The sequence below is a fragment of the Clostridium sp. NSJ-145 genome, assembly GCF_021044725.1.
In the GTDB taxonomy this organism is placed as follows: Bacteria; Bacillota; Clostridia; order Clostridiales; family Clostridiaceae; genus Clostridium; species Clostridium disporicum_B.
Window position 1 is genome coordinate 13,867 of the sequence record NZ_JAJNOS010000005.1, and the last position, 14,255, is coordinate 28,121.

A 14,255-nucleotide genomic window follows, 5' to 3' on the forward strand; every position below is an offset into this window, starting at 1 on the left:
ATTATGAGCTGTATATTTAAGATAAAAGAGGGATTTAATAGCTTTACTAATACTGAAAAAAAGTTAGCTAATTATATTCTTAAAAATAAGGAAGAGGTTGTGAACTTATCTGCACAAGAACTATCAGACAAAGCGGATATATCACCAGCAGCAGTGGTAAGATTTTCGAAAACTTTAGGATATAAGGGTTTTACTGCATTAAAGGTTGATTTAGCTAAAGATAGAGATGAAAGAGAAAATGACACTAGTGTTATAATAAGTGAAAATGATTCAATTAATGACATAATAAGGAAAGTTAAGGTATCTAATACATCTAGTATAGATGAAACTATAGGGCTTTTAAATGTTGATACTATTAATAATATAGTAGAAGCAATGGTTAATGCAAAAAGAATATATTTATTTGGAATAGGCGCTTCGGGAATAGTTGCAATGGACTTGCAACAAAAGTTACTTAGAATAAATAAGAACTCATTATACCAAATGGATCCTCATACTCAAATATCATCATCTGTTCATATTACTAATGAGGATGTTGCCATAGGAATAAGCTATAGTGGTGAAACCAAAGAGGTAAATACTCCATTAAAGATAGCAAAAGAAAATGGAGCAAAAACTATAGCTATTACAAGATATAATAAAAATTCATTATCAAAGATAGCTGATTATAGTGTATATTTGCCAAATGATGAGAAAGATTTAAGAGTTGGAGCTATAACTTCTAGAATTGATGCATTAACTATAGTTGATATATTATATCTTGGAGTAGCTAAAAATGATTTTGAAAGAACTAAGAGAGATATAAAGAAAACAAGAGATATAATTAATAGAATTAAATAGCAGCTTAAAAAGTAGATAGACTATTTTTGGTCTATCTACTTTTTTTCTATAATTTAGGTGAAATAAAAATAAAAATTAAAAAAGAATGAAAAAAAATAAAAGAAAATTACAGAAAATGTTTACAAGAAAATGAAACAATGTTACAATACATATATAAATTATAGGAGGTATTGAGCGTGACAAATAAAGAATTAGTTGTAAAAATTATTGAAAAGCTTGGTGGTAAGGAAAATATACTAAGCGTTGAAAATTGTATGACAAGATTAAGATTAGATATTAAGAGTATGGAAAAAGTTAATATCAACGAACTTAAAAAACTAGAAGGTGTACTTGGTGTAGTTGAAGGCGATGGTGTACAAGTTGTTGTTGGACCTGGTAAATCAGCTAAATTATGTACAATAATGAAAGAAGATTTAGGGGTAAAAGAAATTACTCAAAATGTTGGAGAATGGGAAGCTAATAAAGAAAAGATAAAGTCAGGACAAAAGCAAAATGCACTTAAAAAGGCTTTAAAGACTATAGGTGAAATTTTTGTTCCATTAATACCTGCAATTATAGCAGCTGGTATATTTAATGGATTCTCTGGATTAATTACAAACTTACAAAGCACTGGAAGTTTAGCTGTAGATAGTAACGTATGGAATACAATAAGATCATTCCTTTCATTAATGGGTGGAGGATTCTTAAGTTATTTTGCAATTTTCACTGGTATTAATGCAGCTAAGAAGTTTGGGGCAACACCAGCTTTCGGGGGAATGCTTGGTGCTATGTCATTAATGACAGGTATAAATGATATTTCTAGAATATTTGGTTTATATAATGAAGAAGTAGCCCTTAAATCTATATTAACTACAGGTAAGGGTGGAGTTATCGGGGTAATTATCGGAGTATTTATATTATCTATTATTGAAAAGAAAATAAGAAAGATAGTACCAGATGTATTAGATATAATATTAACACCAATGTTAACGTTAATAATTTCAACTGTAATATTTGTCATGATAATCATGCCATTATCAGGGTTTGTATCAGATTGGTTAGTTGCAGGTTTAGGATTATTAATAAACTCAACTAATCCAATAGTTAGTGTAATCTCAGGATATGTTTTAGCAGCATTATTCTTACCAATGGTATTATTAGGATTACATCACGGATTAATTCCAATATATGCATTACAATTAGAAGCTTTAGGTGGAGTTTCATTATTCCCAGTTTTAGCTATGGCAGGAGCTGGACAAGTTGGTGCAGCAATTGCTATATATATAAAAGCTAAGAAAGTTAAAAATCAAAGCTTAACTCAAGTTATTACAGGTGCATTACCAGCAGGTATATTAGGAATAGGTGAACCATTAATATATGGAGTTACTTTACCATTAGGAAAACCATTTATAACTGCAGGCTTAGGAGCAGGTTTTGGTGGTGCATATGCCATGTTTACGCATGTAATGGCAAATGCGTGGGGGCCATCTGGAATAGTAGCTATTCCACTAATGCAACCAGATTCTATGCTTAATTTCTTCATAGGATTATTAATAGCTTATGTAGGTGGATTTATATTAACTCAAATCTTTATAAAAGAAAATGATGTTAAAAATGTTTAATTAATATTTGAATTATATTTGTAAAAAACAAAATATAAATAGATAAAGTACCAAAGATTATATATAATCTTTGGACTTTTTTCTTAAAATTATAAAAAGGATAAAATGAAATTTAGAAATTTAATTTCCTAAAAATAAATAAAATATTGAAATAATATTCAAAATGTTATATTATAAATTTATAAAGAATACATGGAGGTACATCATGGAAATCAATTTACAAAGATTAGATACAGAGCAAGTAAATGAAAATACTAAAAATATAGATAATTTATCAACTTTAGATATGGTTACTGTAATTAACAATGAAGATAAAAAGGTTGCTTTAGCTGTAGAAAAAGTTTTACCTAATATAGCAAATGCAGTTGATGAAACTTATAAAAGAATAAAGTCAGGTGGAAGACTTATATATATTGGAGCTGGAACTTCAGGAAGATTAGGCGTTTTAGATGCATCTGAGTGTCCTCCAACTTACGGAGTAGAATTTGAATTAGTTCAAGGTATAATGGCTGGTGGAAGAGATGCCATGTTTAAAGCTAAAGAAGGAGCTGAAGATTCTAAGGAATTAGCTGTCGAAGATTTAAAAGCAATAAACTTAACTGAAAAAGATATGGTTATAGGATTAGCAGCATCAGGAAGAACACCTTATGTTATTGGTGGACTTGAATATGCAAAAGAAATAGGGGCAGGTACAGGGTCAATTTCTTGTGTGCACGATTCAGAAGTTTCAAAAGTAGCAGAATTCCCAATAGAAGCTGTAGTAGGAGCTGAAGTAGTAACAGGATCAACTAGAATGAAATCAGGAACAGCTCAAAAGATGATACTTAATATGATTTCTTCAGGGGTTATGATTAAGCTTGGTAAGGTTTATGGAAATCTTATGATAGATGTTAGACCAACGAATGAAAAGCTTGTAGAAAGAGCTAAAGGAATAATAATGAAATGTACAGATGTTACAAGAGAAGTAGCAGAAGAATACATGAGATTATCAGGAAATGATGTACGTCTTTCTATCTTTATGATATTATCAAAACTAGATAAGGAAGAAAGCATAAATGTATTAAATAAGAATGATAACAATATTAGAAAAGCATTAGAGAGTATTAAATAATCTGATAGAGAAGGTTTAGTTATTAAAATATATAACTAGAATAATTAAAGGTTATTTTATTAAAAAATATACTTATAGTAAATATATATCTAATTTGAAAGTAGATATTAATTACTATGAGTATTTTTTATTCTTTACGAGGGGAAATTATATTTTTATAAATATATTAATAACTTTATAAAATGTTAAATGAGGAATATAGTTGATTTAAAGAATAAGAATAAATAAATGAATTAGCGCACAATAATAAAAAATATTTTACAAAAATATTATATTGAAATTAAGTTGTATATACATGTATAATACAATGTATATATGTTATAAAAACAATAAAATAAATTTATTTAAATTGGAAATCATAAATAATAAGAAGATTAATTTGGGAGATGTGATTATGGGGAAATTAGGAATTTCTATTTATCAAGAAAAATCAACAGAAGAGGAAATTTTAAGATATATAGATAAAGCTGCTGAAAATGGTTTTTCTAGAATATTTTCTTGTCTTCTATCTGTAGATGAAAGCAGAGAAGAAATAGTTAAAAAGTTCAAAAAGACAAATGAATATGCTAAAAGTAAAGGTTTTGAAATAATAGTTGATGTAAGTCCAGCTGTATTTGATAAGCTAGGAATCAGCTATGATAACCTAAGTTTCTTTAAAGAAATAGGAGCAGATGGAGTAAGATTAGATGAAGGTTTTGGTGGATTCCAAGAAGCATCTATGACATTTAACCCAGAAGGTTTAAAGATAGAAATAAATATGAGTAACTATACTCACTATATTGATACAATAATGGATTATATGCCAAATAAAGAAAAATTAATAGCTTGTCATAACTTCTATCCTCATAACTATAGTGGACTAAATTTTGACCACTTTATGAGATGTACAGAAAAGTTCAATAAACTTGGATTAAAAACAGCTGCATTTATAACAAGCCAAAATGAAAATACATTTGGTCCATGGCCAGTAACTGATGGACTACCAACTTTAGAAATGCATCGTAACCTACCAGTTGATGTTCAAGCTAAGCATTTAATTGCTTTAGATAACATAAATGATATTATAATTTCAAATTGTTATCCTACAGATGAAGAATTAGAAGCTATAGGATCAATGAGAAAAGATATGGTTACATTTGATATTGTATTAAATGAAAATACACCAGAAATAGAAAGAAAAATACTTTTTGAAGAAATGCATTTCCATAGAGGGGATTACTCTGATAATTTCTTAAGATCAACACAAAGTCGTGTTAAGTATAAAGGACACTATTTTGCATTATTTAATGCTCCAGAGATAATAAGAAGAGGAGATGTAATAATAGAAAGTAGTGAATATGGCCATTATGCAGGAGAGCTTCAAATAGCTTTAAGAGATATGGTTAACAGCGGTAAGACTAATGTAGTTGGACATATAAGAGAAGAAGAAGTATTTATCTTAGATTACATTAAACCATGGCAAAGATTCTGCTTTAAAGAAGCAAAATAAGGTGTGAGCAATAGCTCACACTTTATTTTTTTATTGATTTGGTTATTTAGGAGAATTTTAGTTAAGTAAACACTTAATTATAATTGATAATAATTATTAGATAATATATAATACTTTATATAATAAGATTTTGAAGGTGAAGTTATGAGTGTAAATATTAAGAAGTTATATAATGATCCACTATATATAAGAAATATTGAGAATCCTACAGAGGATGAACAAATTGAAGCTGTAAAGAGAAACGGGATGGTTATAAAATTTATAAATAATCCATCAAATGTTGTTAAGAGAGAAGCTATTTTAAATAATCCATTATGTATAGAATATATAGAGGATTTACCAGAGGAGTTAGCAATATTAGCAGTACAACTTTTATGGAACTCTATAAAATACGTAAAAAACTTAACTAACAATATTATGAGAGAAGCTGTTAAATCTAAAGGATGGGCTATTCAGTTTATAGAAAATCCACCAGAGGAGATTAAGCTTTTAGCAGTAGAAAAAGATTTTGATGCAATAAAGTACATAAAGAATCCAAGTGAAGAAGTTCAAATAAGAGCTATAGAAACTTACTGGGGAGCTATAAGATTTATAGATAATCCTACATTAGAAGCTAGAAGATGTGCTATAAAAATTGATGAAGAATCAATAAATTATATTATGAACTATGATTTTGATGATTTAAAGATATTTATCGGAGATAACATAAACATAGTAAAGTATGTTTATGATTCAATAGATATAGATACTATATTAGAGATTATACAAGAAAAGATATGTAAAGATGATATTGATTATAAATATATGAGAGACTTCTTAGAATTAGAAGTATTAGAGATGGATAAGATAGACTTCGTTAAGAATTATGGAAGTAAAAATGCGAAGATGACATTAATAGATTATAAATTAGGGCTTTAGTAAGTAAATAAGGAGCAGATAAAAATGAATTTTACAGAAGCAATGAATACTATTGAATTAGTAACAATGACTAATGATGTTCCACTAATAATAGGGGAAAGTGGTATAGGAAAAACTTCAATGGTAAGACAAATAGCTAAGAACAATAATTTAGCTATAGTAAATATAGATGCTAACCTTTTAAAGGAAGGTGAAATAGGGGGGCTTCCATTTGTAAATAACGGAAGAACTGAGTATGCTACACATTACAAGTTAACAGAAGTATCTTCTTTATTGAATGATAACAAGTATGATGGTGTAGTGCTATTTATAGATGAATTAAACAGATGTGAACATGCTGTTCAACAAGAATTAATGAATTTGATTTTGAATAGAGAAATAAACGGATACAAGCTTGATTCATCAGTAAAGATAATTGCAGCAATGAATCCATCAAATAAGTATGATAATTTTGAAAATAGTGATTATCAAGTTATTGATATGGATGCTGCCCAAGAAGATAGATTCGTATGGGTTGAAGTTGATTCAGACAGTAAAGAATGGATTAAATGGGCAATGACTGATGAAGCTGATATTGAAGAAGAGGTCATAGAATTTATATCACAATTTCCAAACTACCTTCATATGCCTTATGCAAATGAGAATATAAAACCAACGCCTAGAAGCTGGGAGAGAGTATCTAAAGCATTTAAAATGTATAAAAATAATAAAGATAAATATAGTGAAGCTATTATTTTCAATGCTGTAAAAGGTAATGTAGGTGGAGGAATAGCTACAGACTTTATTGGATTTGCTAGAAACTTTAATAGTCCCCTTATAAAAGCTGAAAATCTTCTAGATTATGATTTTATACCATATGAAATTAAGGAAATGATTCAAAAAGAAAATCATTCAAGATTATATATGTTAGCAAAGAGATTAGTACAATTATTAAACGAAGAAGAAAATAGAGATAAGATTAAGATATTAGGAGAGGTTTTAATGTGCTATCCTAAAGACTTAAGATTAGGCGTTATGAAAGATATAAAAGAGGATTATAATGGTGGATTATATAAGGAAATTTTAAGTCAAGATACCTTTATAGAAGCTTTCTTTGATATCTACGAATAGAGGTAGTATTATGAACTTTGATGTATTTAAAGATGAGCTTATTAAGGATTATATAGAGCTAAATACTAAATCAGATTTTGATAAGAAATTTTTGAGTTTAATAGAAGCATTAGTTATTGAAATGATGGAAAATGAAGATACTTTTTTCGGTTCTTTTATGATTCAGACTAAAAGAAATGTTGATTTTGCTATAGAATGGCCAATTGTAACAATACCTGTAACTGATGGATTTAGAATGAGTTTTAATCCAAAAAGTTTTTTATCTTATACTAAAAATGAAATGAAGGCTTTAATAAAGCATGAAATATATCATATTATGTTTAATCATTATGAGCGTGAAAGAGATTTAAGGCAAAGATATGATAAATTAGCAGTAAATATTGCATTAGATATATCAATAAATCAATTTATAAAAAATATACCTATGGAGTATACTAGGCTTCATAATATAAATATGAAATATAATTTAGAATTACAAGAAAATATGAGTTGTGAATATTATGCTGAAAAGCTTCATAAGGCCATAAATGATAAAAAGGAACCTTTAAAGATAGATACAAAAGATAAGAGCGATATAAATATAAAGAATGCTCATGATTTATGGTGGCAATCTTCAATTTCCCAGGAAATTAGCAGAAACTTAGCAAAAACTGTAGCTATAAACTCTTATAATGGAAAAGCCCCAGATGAAATAGGACAAATTATACTAGGCTACGAAGAAAAAGCTGAAATATCGTGGCAGAAGTTATTAAAAAAAATGATTCCATCTCTTAGAGCAGGAGCAAAAAAGAGTATAACTAGAAGAAATAGAAGACAGCCAGATAGACTTGACCTTAAGGGAGAGCTACCTAATAATATACCGGAAATATTAGTGGCTATAGATATAAGTGCTTCAATGACTGATGAAGAAATAAATAAGATTATGATAGAAATTTTAGAAATTTCAAAATCAAGAGGTAATATAATTACTGTTATAGAATGTGATGATGAGATAAGAAGAATATATAAAATTAATTCTATTAAAGATATTAAAAAGAGAAAAAGTAATAATGGGTCTACAAAGTTTTCTCCAGTATTTAAGTACATTAAATCTAATAATATGAGAAATGTAATATTAATTTACTTTACTGATGGTGTGGGAGAAAAAGAATTAGAAATAAGACCAATAAATAAAAATACAATTTGGGTATTAACAGGTAAAGAAGAATTATCTCTAACTAAATCCTATGGACAGATAAAGAGAATAAGTAAAGATACTGTAGAAGGTACAGGTGGGAGCACCGGACTTGATATGCTAAGAAGCACAGTAGATGAAATACATGTATGTAAATACAACTAAATAAAATATGAGTGAAATTTACAGGTGAAAAGTCGACTGTGTCGAAGGGGAAATACTACTATCGTATATGGAAAGGTAACTATGTTAAAGAGAAAATGCTAGTGTCATTGCAGTGAAAGTAGCAATATATATATTTTCTCTATTGCTGTTGGCAATGGTTTCTCTGTTACGTCAGTGATATTTTCCTTTCAGCTTTAACTGATTTTCCCCTTTGCACAGCCCACCTTCAACCAAATTGCCTCTCACTTTCCTTTATTTACAATGCTAAATTAAGTTGTAATTTATTTAACTCTTTCTCGAAGTTAACAATTATGATATAATTACCATGTCGGGGGGAGATTTATGAATAATAAATTAGATAAAAAAAGTAGTTGTATATTAACTATTACTTTAATTTTATTAATAAGCTTATTAGTAAACGTTTACCAAAGTATAGCTGGAATAGAATATAAAAAAGAAATTGGAAATGAAATAAATAAGAGTATAGAGGAGATAAGAACAAGAAATGAATCTATCCTATTAACTCTTGAGGGATGTATTTCATCACAGAGTATTACAAGTGAAGAAATATTAACATTGTATAAAAATTATAATTTAATAAATATTGCAGAATTAAACTTATGGGAAAAATACTTAAAGAATATAGAAACTTCATGGTTTAAAAAGGATAATAAGGTAGATTTAACGGGAACTGACCAAAATGAGGTATTTGCTAATATAGAAGGACTAATATATAACTTGTTGATTAATTATATGTCAAATGATATGAATTCAATTAAGTTAGATGATAAATTAGCTATGGATATTTCGGTTATGAAAGAGATATCTTATGAGTTGAACACATATATCAATAGTTTTATGGAAGAGAAGTTAAGTAATTTAGAAGGTGAAGAAAAAGCCGAAAAGATGATTAATAAAGGATATTGGATAGATATATTAAAAGGTATAGAAGAAATAAATAGTAAATATAAAAATTATATGTTTAAATTATAAAAATAGAGCTATTGATATATCAATAGCTCTTATTATTTTTAGTGGTGGCAACCGCCTCCACAAGATCCACATCCACCTTCAACTTCGATAACTGGTTTTAAAGATAAACCTCTTCCGCCATTTTCTTCTGAAGATAATAATTTAAATCCACCAAATTCATCGATTAATTTTGATTCAGCTATGAAAGTAATATCATTCATAGTTTCAACTACGTCATTTTCATTAGCATCGTCAACAGTTATGTTAAATGCTGGACCACTACATCCAAACCCTGCTAAGTTAATTCTTATGCTGAATTTTTCTATTTCATTATCTTGTAAAAATGCCTTAAATTCGTTGTATGCTTCTTCGCTTATTATAAATTTATTCATATTTATTCACCTCATATTATTTATATTCAAATTATATTTATAGTATACCATAATAGTCGGAAATGGCAAGAGGTTTTTTAGGTATATATTGTAAAATAATAACATATGAGAAAAACCTTGAAATTTCTATAAATTGTAAATATAATATTTACTATGTTTAGCATAATATAAAGTGTATAATGGTATTGGGATAAAATTAAAGTACGAAAAATAGAAAGGGATTGTTAAGATTGAAGCCTTTTGATAGAGACTATGTCTTAAGTAAAATAAAGGAATATAATAGGAAGATAAGACCTCGTAAAATTGGTGATTTTGAGATAAAGAGGATAGATGGATTACAAGGAATCGTTCAAGGGTACTTGTATGAAAGAAAAGATAGAATAAGGTTAAAGATAGCAGAACTAGTTCATGATTACGATCATGTTTGGATGAGACTAACACCTTTAGAAATAGAAGGTTCATATTTTGCCATAGAAAGAGCAAAAGGAAAAGTTGGTATAGTAGGACTAGGTCTTGGATATGTTGCTCAAGAAATGGCAAAGAAAGAAGAAGTAGATGAAGTTATAGTTTATGAAATAAGCAAAGATGTAATTGATTTATATAATTGCAATTTCAAATATAATCCTAAGATTACTATTATTAATAAAGATGCTTTTGAAGCAGAATCAGAAGAATTTGATTTTTTCTATGCCGATATTTATGAATATAAAATAACTAGTCAGATTGTTAAAGATTATGAAGCTTTTAATACTTTACATAAGATAGAGGAGTATTCATTTTTTGGAATGGAGCATTTTTTATTAAGCTGTAGCTATGAAGAAATAGTATGGGTTTATATACCGGAAAATTGGATGGAAATGGCTAGAGAAGCTTATGATGCATTAGAACAATCAGAATTATTAGATTATTATAAGCCTTTAGATAAAGAGATTGTTAGTGCAGTTTTACAAAAATTTAAAATAGTTCTTGATAAGATGTAGCGAAAGCTACATCTTTTTTTATATAGTTGTCATAAAATAAGTTGAATATATGAAAAAGTTAGTAAAATACAATAATTTGTAGTACTAAATTTCTTGAGAAAATATAATAGTTAAAGATAAAATTAAAATATAATTACATAATACTTTAATATAGTCAATTAATTTTTATTTCTTAATTTAAAATATAGATAACATATTTTCGATAAAAACTTTTACAAATATCTAAAAGATAAGTACATATATAGTACCTTAATCAATGAACATAGTAATCAAATTTATATATGAAAGTGAGAGAATTATGTTTTTTAAAAGTAATTATTTAAAAGAAAATAAATATCATAAATTAAAAATAAATTTGATTATATTATACTTATTAAACTTATCTGATTTATTTTTTACTAAACTTCTTTTGAAACTTGAACCTACAATGTTTATAGAAGCTAATGTTTTTTTAGCACCAGTAATAGATGGATTATTGCCATACTTTTTTAAAATTGTAGTTATAGCAGTAATTCTTTATTATTGGTACTTTAGAAGTAGATATTCAAATGAAAAAGAAATTAAGAGATCATTAATTGCGAGTATAGGATTAGTGAGTTTTTATATATTAATAAATTTATTACATCTATTTAATGTTGGATTTATGATTTTAAATTGGCAATATTAATTAGCTTTATAACTTAAGTTTATGAAAAAAAGGTGGATTAAAAAATCCACCTTTTTCTAGTTTATAGACTGACTAAATTGCAATAGCCTAATTAATTTAGTTAATTATAAAATTACTTTACAACAATATTAACAAGTCTACCTTTAATAACTATAACTTTAACTATTGTCTTGCCTTCAGTAGCTTGAACTATAGCTTCATCAGCTAAAGCAGCAGCTTTAATTCCTTCTTCATCTAAATCAGAAGCAACGTTGATTCTAGCCTTAATCTTACCATTAACTTGGATAGCTATTTCTATTTCATCTTTAACAAGAGCTTTAGCATCATATGAAGGCCAAGCTTCGTTAAATACTGAATAAGAACCAGTTAATAGATTCCATTGTTCTTCAGCAAAGTGAGGAGCAAATGGAGCTAAGATTTTTATAAAGCTTTCACAAACTGTATTTAAGAATTCTAAATTCTTAACTTCTTCTTTAATATATTTAGATAAAGCATTTATGAATTCCATCATTCTTGCTATAGCAGTGTTAAATTGCATCTTATCAGCATCTTCAGTAACACCCTTAATAGCATTGTTTAACCAGAAGTTTAGTTCTTTTTCAGCTTTATCCATTGTAGTTTTATTATTTTCACCACTTTGAATAGCTTCTCTACACATATCAAGGTATCTTTCTATTCTATCAACGAATCTAGCTACTGACTTAATACCATCATCACTCCAAGCTCCACCTTCTGTGTAAGCAAAACCAAACATTAGGTACATTCTAAATACGTCAGCACCGTATTCTTTAATATAATCATCTGGAGATATTGTATTTCCTTTAGATTTTGACATCTTTAATCCGTCTGGTCCTAGGATAAGTCCTTGGTGAGTTAAGCTCTTAAATGGTTCATCGAAGCTTAAGTAACCCATATCTCTTAAAGCTTTAGTAATAAATCTTGCATATAATAAGTGCATACAAGCATGCTCTGGTCCACCAACATATTTGTCAACTGGAAGCATCTTATCTACTAATTCCTTATCAAATGCCTTTTCAGTGTTTTTATTATCAACATATCTCATTTGATACCAAGATGAACATACGAATGTATCTAATGTATCAACTTCTCTCTTAGCTGGTTTACCACAGCAAGGACAAGTAGTATTTACGAACTCTTCACACTTAGCAAGTGGTGATTTACCATCTGGAGCAAACTCAACGTTGTAAGGTAATTCAACTGGAAGATCTTTTTCTGGAACTGGAACAGCACCACAATCATCACAGTATATTATTGGAATTGGAGCACCCCAGTATCTTTGTCTTGAAACTAACCAGTCTCTTAATCTGTAATTAACTTTAGCAGAACCTAAGTTGTTCTCAGAAAGTTTTGCAACTATAGCCTCCTTAGCTTCTTCAGTAGTTAATCCATCAAATTCTCCAGAGTTAACTAGTTTTCCATATTCACAGTATGGAAGTTCGATTTCTTCACCTTTTTTGCTCACTATAACTCTTTCTATTGGTAAGTTAAATTTAGTAGCAAAAGCAAAATCTCTTTCATCATGAGCAGGAACAGCCATAACAGCACCAGTACCGTAAGTTGCAAGTACGTAGTCACCAACCCAGATTGGAACTTCTTTACCGTTTATAGGATTTATAGCATATGAACCAGTAAATACACCAGTTTTTTCTCTTGATAGAGATTGTCTTTCTATATCAGATTGCTTCTTAGCAGCCTCTTTATATTCTTCAACTGCAGCTTTATTTTCAGCAGTAGTTAATTTATCTACTAATTCATTTTCAGGAGCTAAAACAACATAAGTAACACCATTTAAAGTATCAACTCTAGTTGTGAATACATCAAAGCTAAGATCTGAATCCTTAACCTTGAAAGTAACTTCAGCACCAGTAGATTTTCCTATCCAGTGCTTTTGCATAGCAACTGTCTTTTCAGGCCAATCTAAAGTATCTAGTTTTTCTAACAGTTCATCAGCATACTCAGTTATTTTGAAGAACCATTGAGTTAAGTCTTTTTTAGTAACTTCTGTTGAACATCTTTCACAAGCACCATCAACTACTTGCTCATTAGCTAAAACTGTATTACAAGATGGACACCAGTTTACAGGAGCTTTCTTTCTGTAAGCTAATCCGTTCTTTAATAATTGTAAGAACACCCATTGAGTCCATTTATAATATTCAGGAGTACAAGTTATAACTTCATTTTCCCAGTTAAACATAGCCCCCATAGCTCTTAATTGTTCTTCCATTGTCTTGATATTCTTTTCTGTAGAATCCCAAGGGTGGATACCTGTTTTAATTGCAAAGTTTTCAGCTGGTAATCCGAAAGCATCAAATCCCATTGGTTGGAATACGTTGTAGCCTTGCATCTTTTTTAATCTTGCCCAAGAATCAACAGGTCCATAGTTAAACCAGTGACCAGCATGTAATTGGCTTCCTGATGGATAAGAGAACATCTCTAAAACATAAAGCTTTTCACCTTCGGCATCAGGATTAAATTTATAAAGTTCAGTTTCTTCCCACTTTTTTTGCCATTTTTTATCTATGGCAGTTCCGTAGTTACTCATATTTAAAACCTCCTCGTTTAGTCAATTATAAATTAAAAAAAGCCCTCATCTCAATTAAGAGACGAAAGGCATTGTTTCGCGGTACCACTCTTATTAAAACTTTAACTTATAACAGTTTAAAGTTTTCACTCAAATCCGTAACGGGGAATCCGTACTTGCTTTTAACAAGTAAGCTCAAAGGCAAGTTCCTATAATTGTATCACTGTTTTCCACCAAACAACAGCTCTCTATAGATTACAAAAATATAGTACTACTCCTTATCAGTGCAATAAT

At 28.7% G+C, this 14,255-nt stretch carries 12 protein-coding genes and 1 other annotated feature; of the genes, 10 read left to right on the plus strand and 2 right to left on the minus strand.

Annotation, left to right across the window (positions count from 1 at the left end):
• Positions 1 to 3 precede the first annotated feature (3 nt).
• The 8 genes from LQE93_RS05815 (at position 4) to LQE93_RS05850 (ending at position 9,401) form a co-directional block, all read left to right on the plus strand.
• A complete protein-coding gene (locus LQE93_RS05815) occupies positions 4 to 840 on the plus strand; it encodes a MurR/RpiR family transcriptional regulator (RefSeq protein ID WP_231072589.1) in 837 nt (278 codons plus the stop codon).
• Between the two features lie 176 nt (positions 841 to 1,016).
• Positions 1,017 to 2,441 (plus strand): PTS transporter subunit EIIC, encoded by a 1,425-nt coding sequence (locus LQE93_RS05820; protein ID WP_231072590.1) that lies wholly within the window; start codon positions 1,017 to 1,019, stop codon positions 2,439 to 2,441.
• Between the two features lie 202 nt (positions 2,442 to 2,643).
• The gene (gene murQ, locus LQE93_RS05825) at positions 2,644 to 3,552 is read left to right on the plus strand and encodes an N-acetylmuramic acid 6-phosphate etherase (RefSeq protein WP_231072703.1); all 909 of its coding nucleotides are present in this window, start codon (positions 2,644 to 2,646) and stop codon (positions 3,550 to 3,552) included.
• A gap of 394 nt (positions 3,553 to 3,946) precedes the next feature.
• On the plus strand, positions 3,947 to 5,041 hold the full coding sequence (locus LQE93_RS05830; RefSeq protein WP_231072592.1) for a DUF871 domain-containing protein: 1,095 nt from the start codon (positions 3,947 to 3,949) through the stop codon (positions 5,039 to 5,041).
• A 144-nt stretch (positions 5,042 to 5,185) separates the two neighbouring features.
• Positions 5,186 to 5,959, plus strand: a complete 774-nt coding sequence (locus LQE93_RS05835; RefSeq protein WP_231072595.1) for a hypothetical protein — start codon at positions 5,186 to 5,188, stop codon at positions 5,957 to 5,959.
• 24 nt (positions 5,960 to 5,983) lie between these two features.
• Positions 5,984 to 7,069, plus strand: a complete 1,086-nt coding sequence (locus tag LQE93_RS05840; RefSeq protein ID WP_055265264.1) for an AAA family ATPase — start codon at positions 5,984 to 5,986, stop codon at positions 7,067 to 7,069.
• Positions 7,070 to 7,079: 10 nt separating this feature from the next.
• A complete protein-coding gene (locus LQE93_RS05845; protein WP_231072596.1) occupies positions 7,080 to 8,408 on the plus strand; it encodes a vWA domain-containing protein in 1,329 nt (442 codons plus the stop codon).
• Between the two features lie 342 nt (positions 8,409 to 8,750).
• Positions 8,751 to 9,401: a hypothetical protein gene (locus tag LQE93_RS05850; RefSeq protein ID WP_055265260.1), complete on the plus strand. Its 651-nt coding sequence runs from the start codon at positions 8,751 to 8,753 to the stop codon at positions 9,399 to 9,401.
• A gap of 38 nt (positions 9,402 to 9,439) precedes the next feature.
• Here the strand turns inward: LQE93_RS05850 and LQE93_RS05855 are convergent, their stop codons facing one another.
• Positions 9,440 to 9,772: a HesB-like protein gene (locus LQE93_RS05855; protein ID WP_055265258.1), complete on the minus strand. Its 333-nt coding sequence runs from the start codon at positions 9,770 to 9,772 to the stop codon at positions 9,440 to 9,442.
• A 230-nt stretch (positions 9,773 to 10,002) separates the two neighbouring features.
• On the opposite strand from LQE93_RS05855, the gene LQE93_RS05860 reads away from it, so the two are divergent.
• Positions 10,003 to 10,752, plus strand: a complete 750-nt coding sequence (locus tag LQE93_RS05860; protein ID WP_186839596.1) for a hypothetical protein — start codon at positions 10,003 to 10,005, stop codon at positions 10,750 to 10,752.
• Positions 10,753 to 11,050: 298 nt separating this feature from the next.
• Positions 11,051 to 11,419 carry a DUF5658 family protein gene (locus LQE93_RS05865; RefSeq protein WP_231072598.1) on the plus strand — a complete coding sequence of 123 codons (369 nt, stop codon included), beginning with the start codon at positions 11,051 to 11,053 and terminating at the stop codon, positions 11,417 to 11,419.
• 112 nt (positions 11,420 to 11,531) lie between these two features.
• On the opposite strand, the gene leuS is transcribed toward LQE93_RS05865, so the two are convergent.
• On the minus strand, positions 11,532 to 13,982 hold the full coding sequence (leuS, locus tag LQE93_RS05870; RefSeq protein WP_231072600.1) for a leucine--tRNA ligase: 2,451 nt from the start codon (positions 13,980 to 13,982) through the stop codon (positions 11,532 to 11,534).
• 54 nt (positions 13,983 to 14,036) lie between these two features.
• Positions 14,037 to 14,255 (minus strand) — a binding site (T-box leader).

Excerpts from the sequence above, each read along its gene's own strand:
- LQE93_RS05815 (WP_231072589.1), top strand. The coding sequence starts at position 4 with ATGAGCTGTATATTTAAGATAAAAGAGGGATTTAATAGCTTTACTAAT.
- LQE93_RS05830 (WP_231072592.1), top strand. The coding sequence starts at position 3,947 with ATGGGGAAATTAGGAATTTCTATTTATCAAGAAAAATCAACAGAAGAG.
- LQE93_RS05835 (WP_231072595.1), top strand. The coding sequence starts at position 5,186 with ATGAGTGTAAATATTAAGAAGTTATATAATGATCCACTATATATAAGA.
- LQE93_RS05840 (WP_055265264.1), top strand. The coding sequence starts at position 5,984 with ATGAATTTTACAGAAGCAATGAATACTATTGAATTAGTAACAATGACT.
- LQE93_RS05845 (WP_231072596.1), top strand. The coding sequence starts at position 7,080 with ATGAACTTTGATGTATTTAAAGATGAGCTTATTAAGGATTATATAGAG.
- LQE93_RS05850 (WP_055265260.1), top strand. The coding sequence starts at position 8,751 with ATGAATAATAAATTAGATAAAAAAAGTAGTTGTATATTAACTATTACT.
- LQE93_RS05855 (WP_055265258.1), bottom strand. The coding sequence starts at position 9,772 with ATGAATAAATTTATAATAAGCGAAGAAGCATACAACGAATTTAAGGCA.
- LQE93_RS05865 (WP_231072598.1), top strand. The coding sequence starts at position 11,051 with ATGTTTTTTAAAAGTAATTATTTAAAAGAAAATAAATATCATAAATTA.
- leuS (WP_231072600.1), bottom strand. The coding sequence starts at position 13,982 with ATGAGTAACTACGGAACTGCCATAGATAAAAAATGGCAAAAAAAGTGG.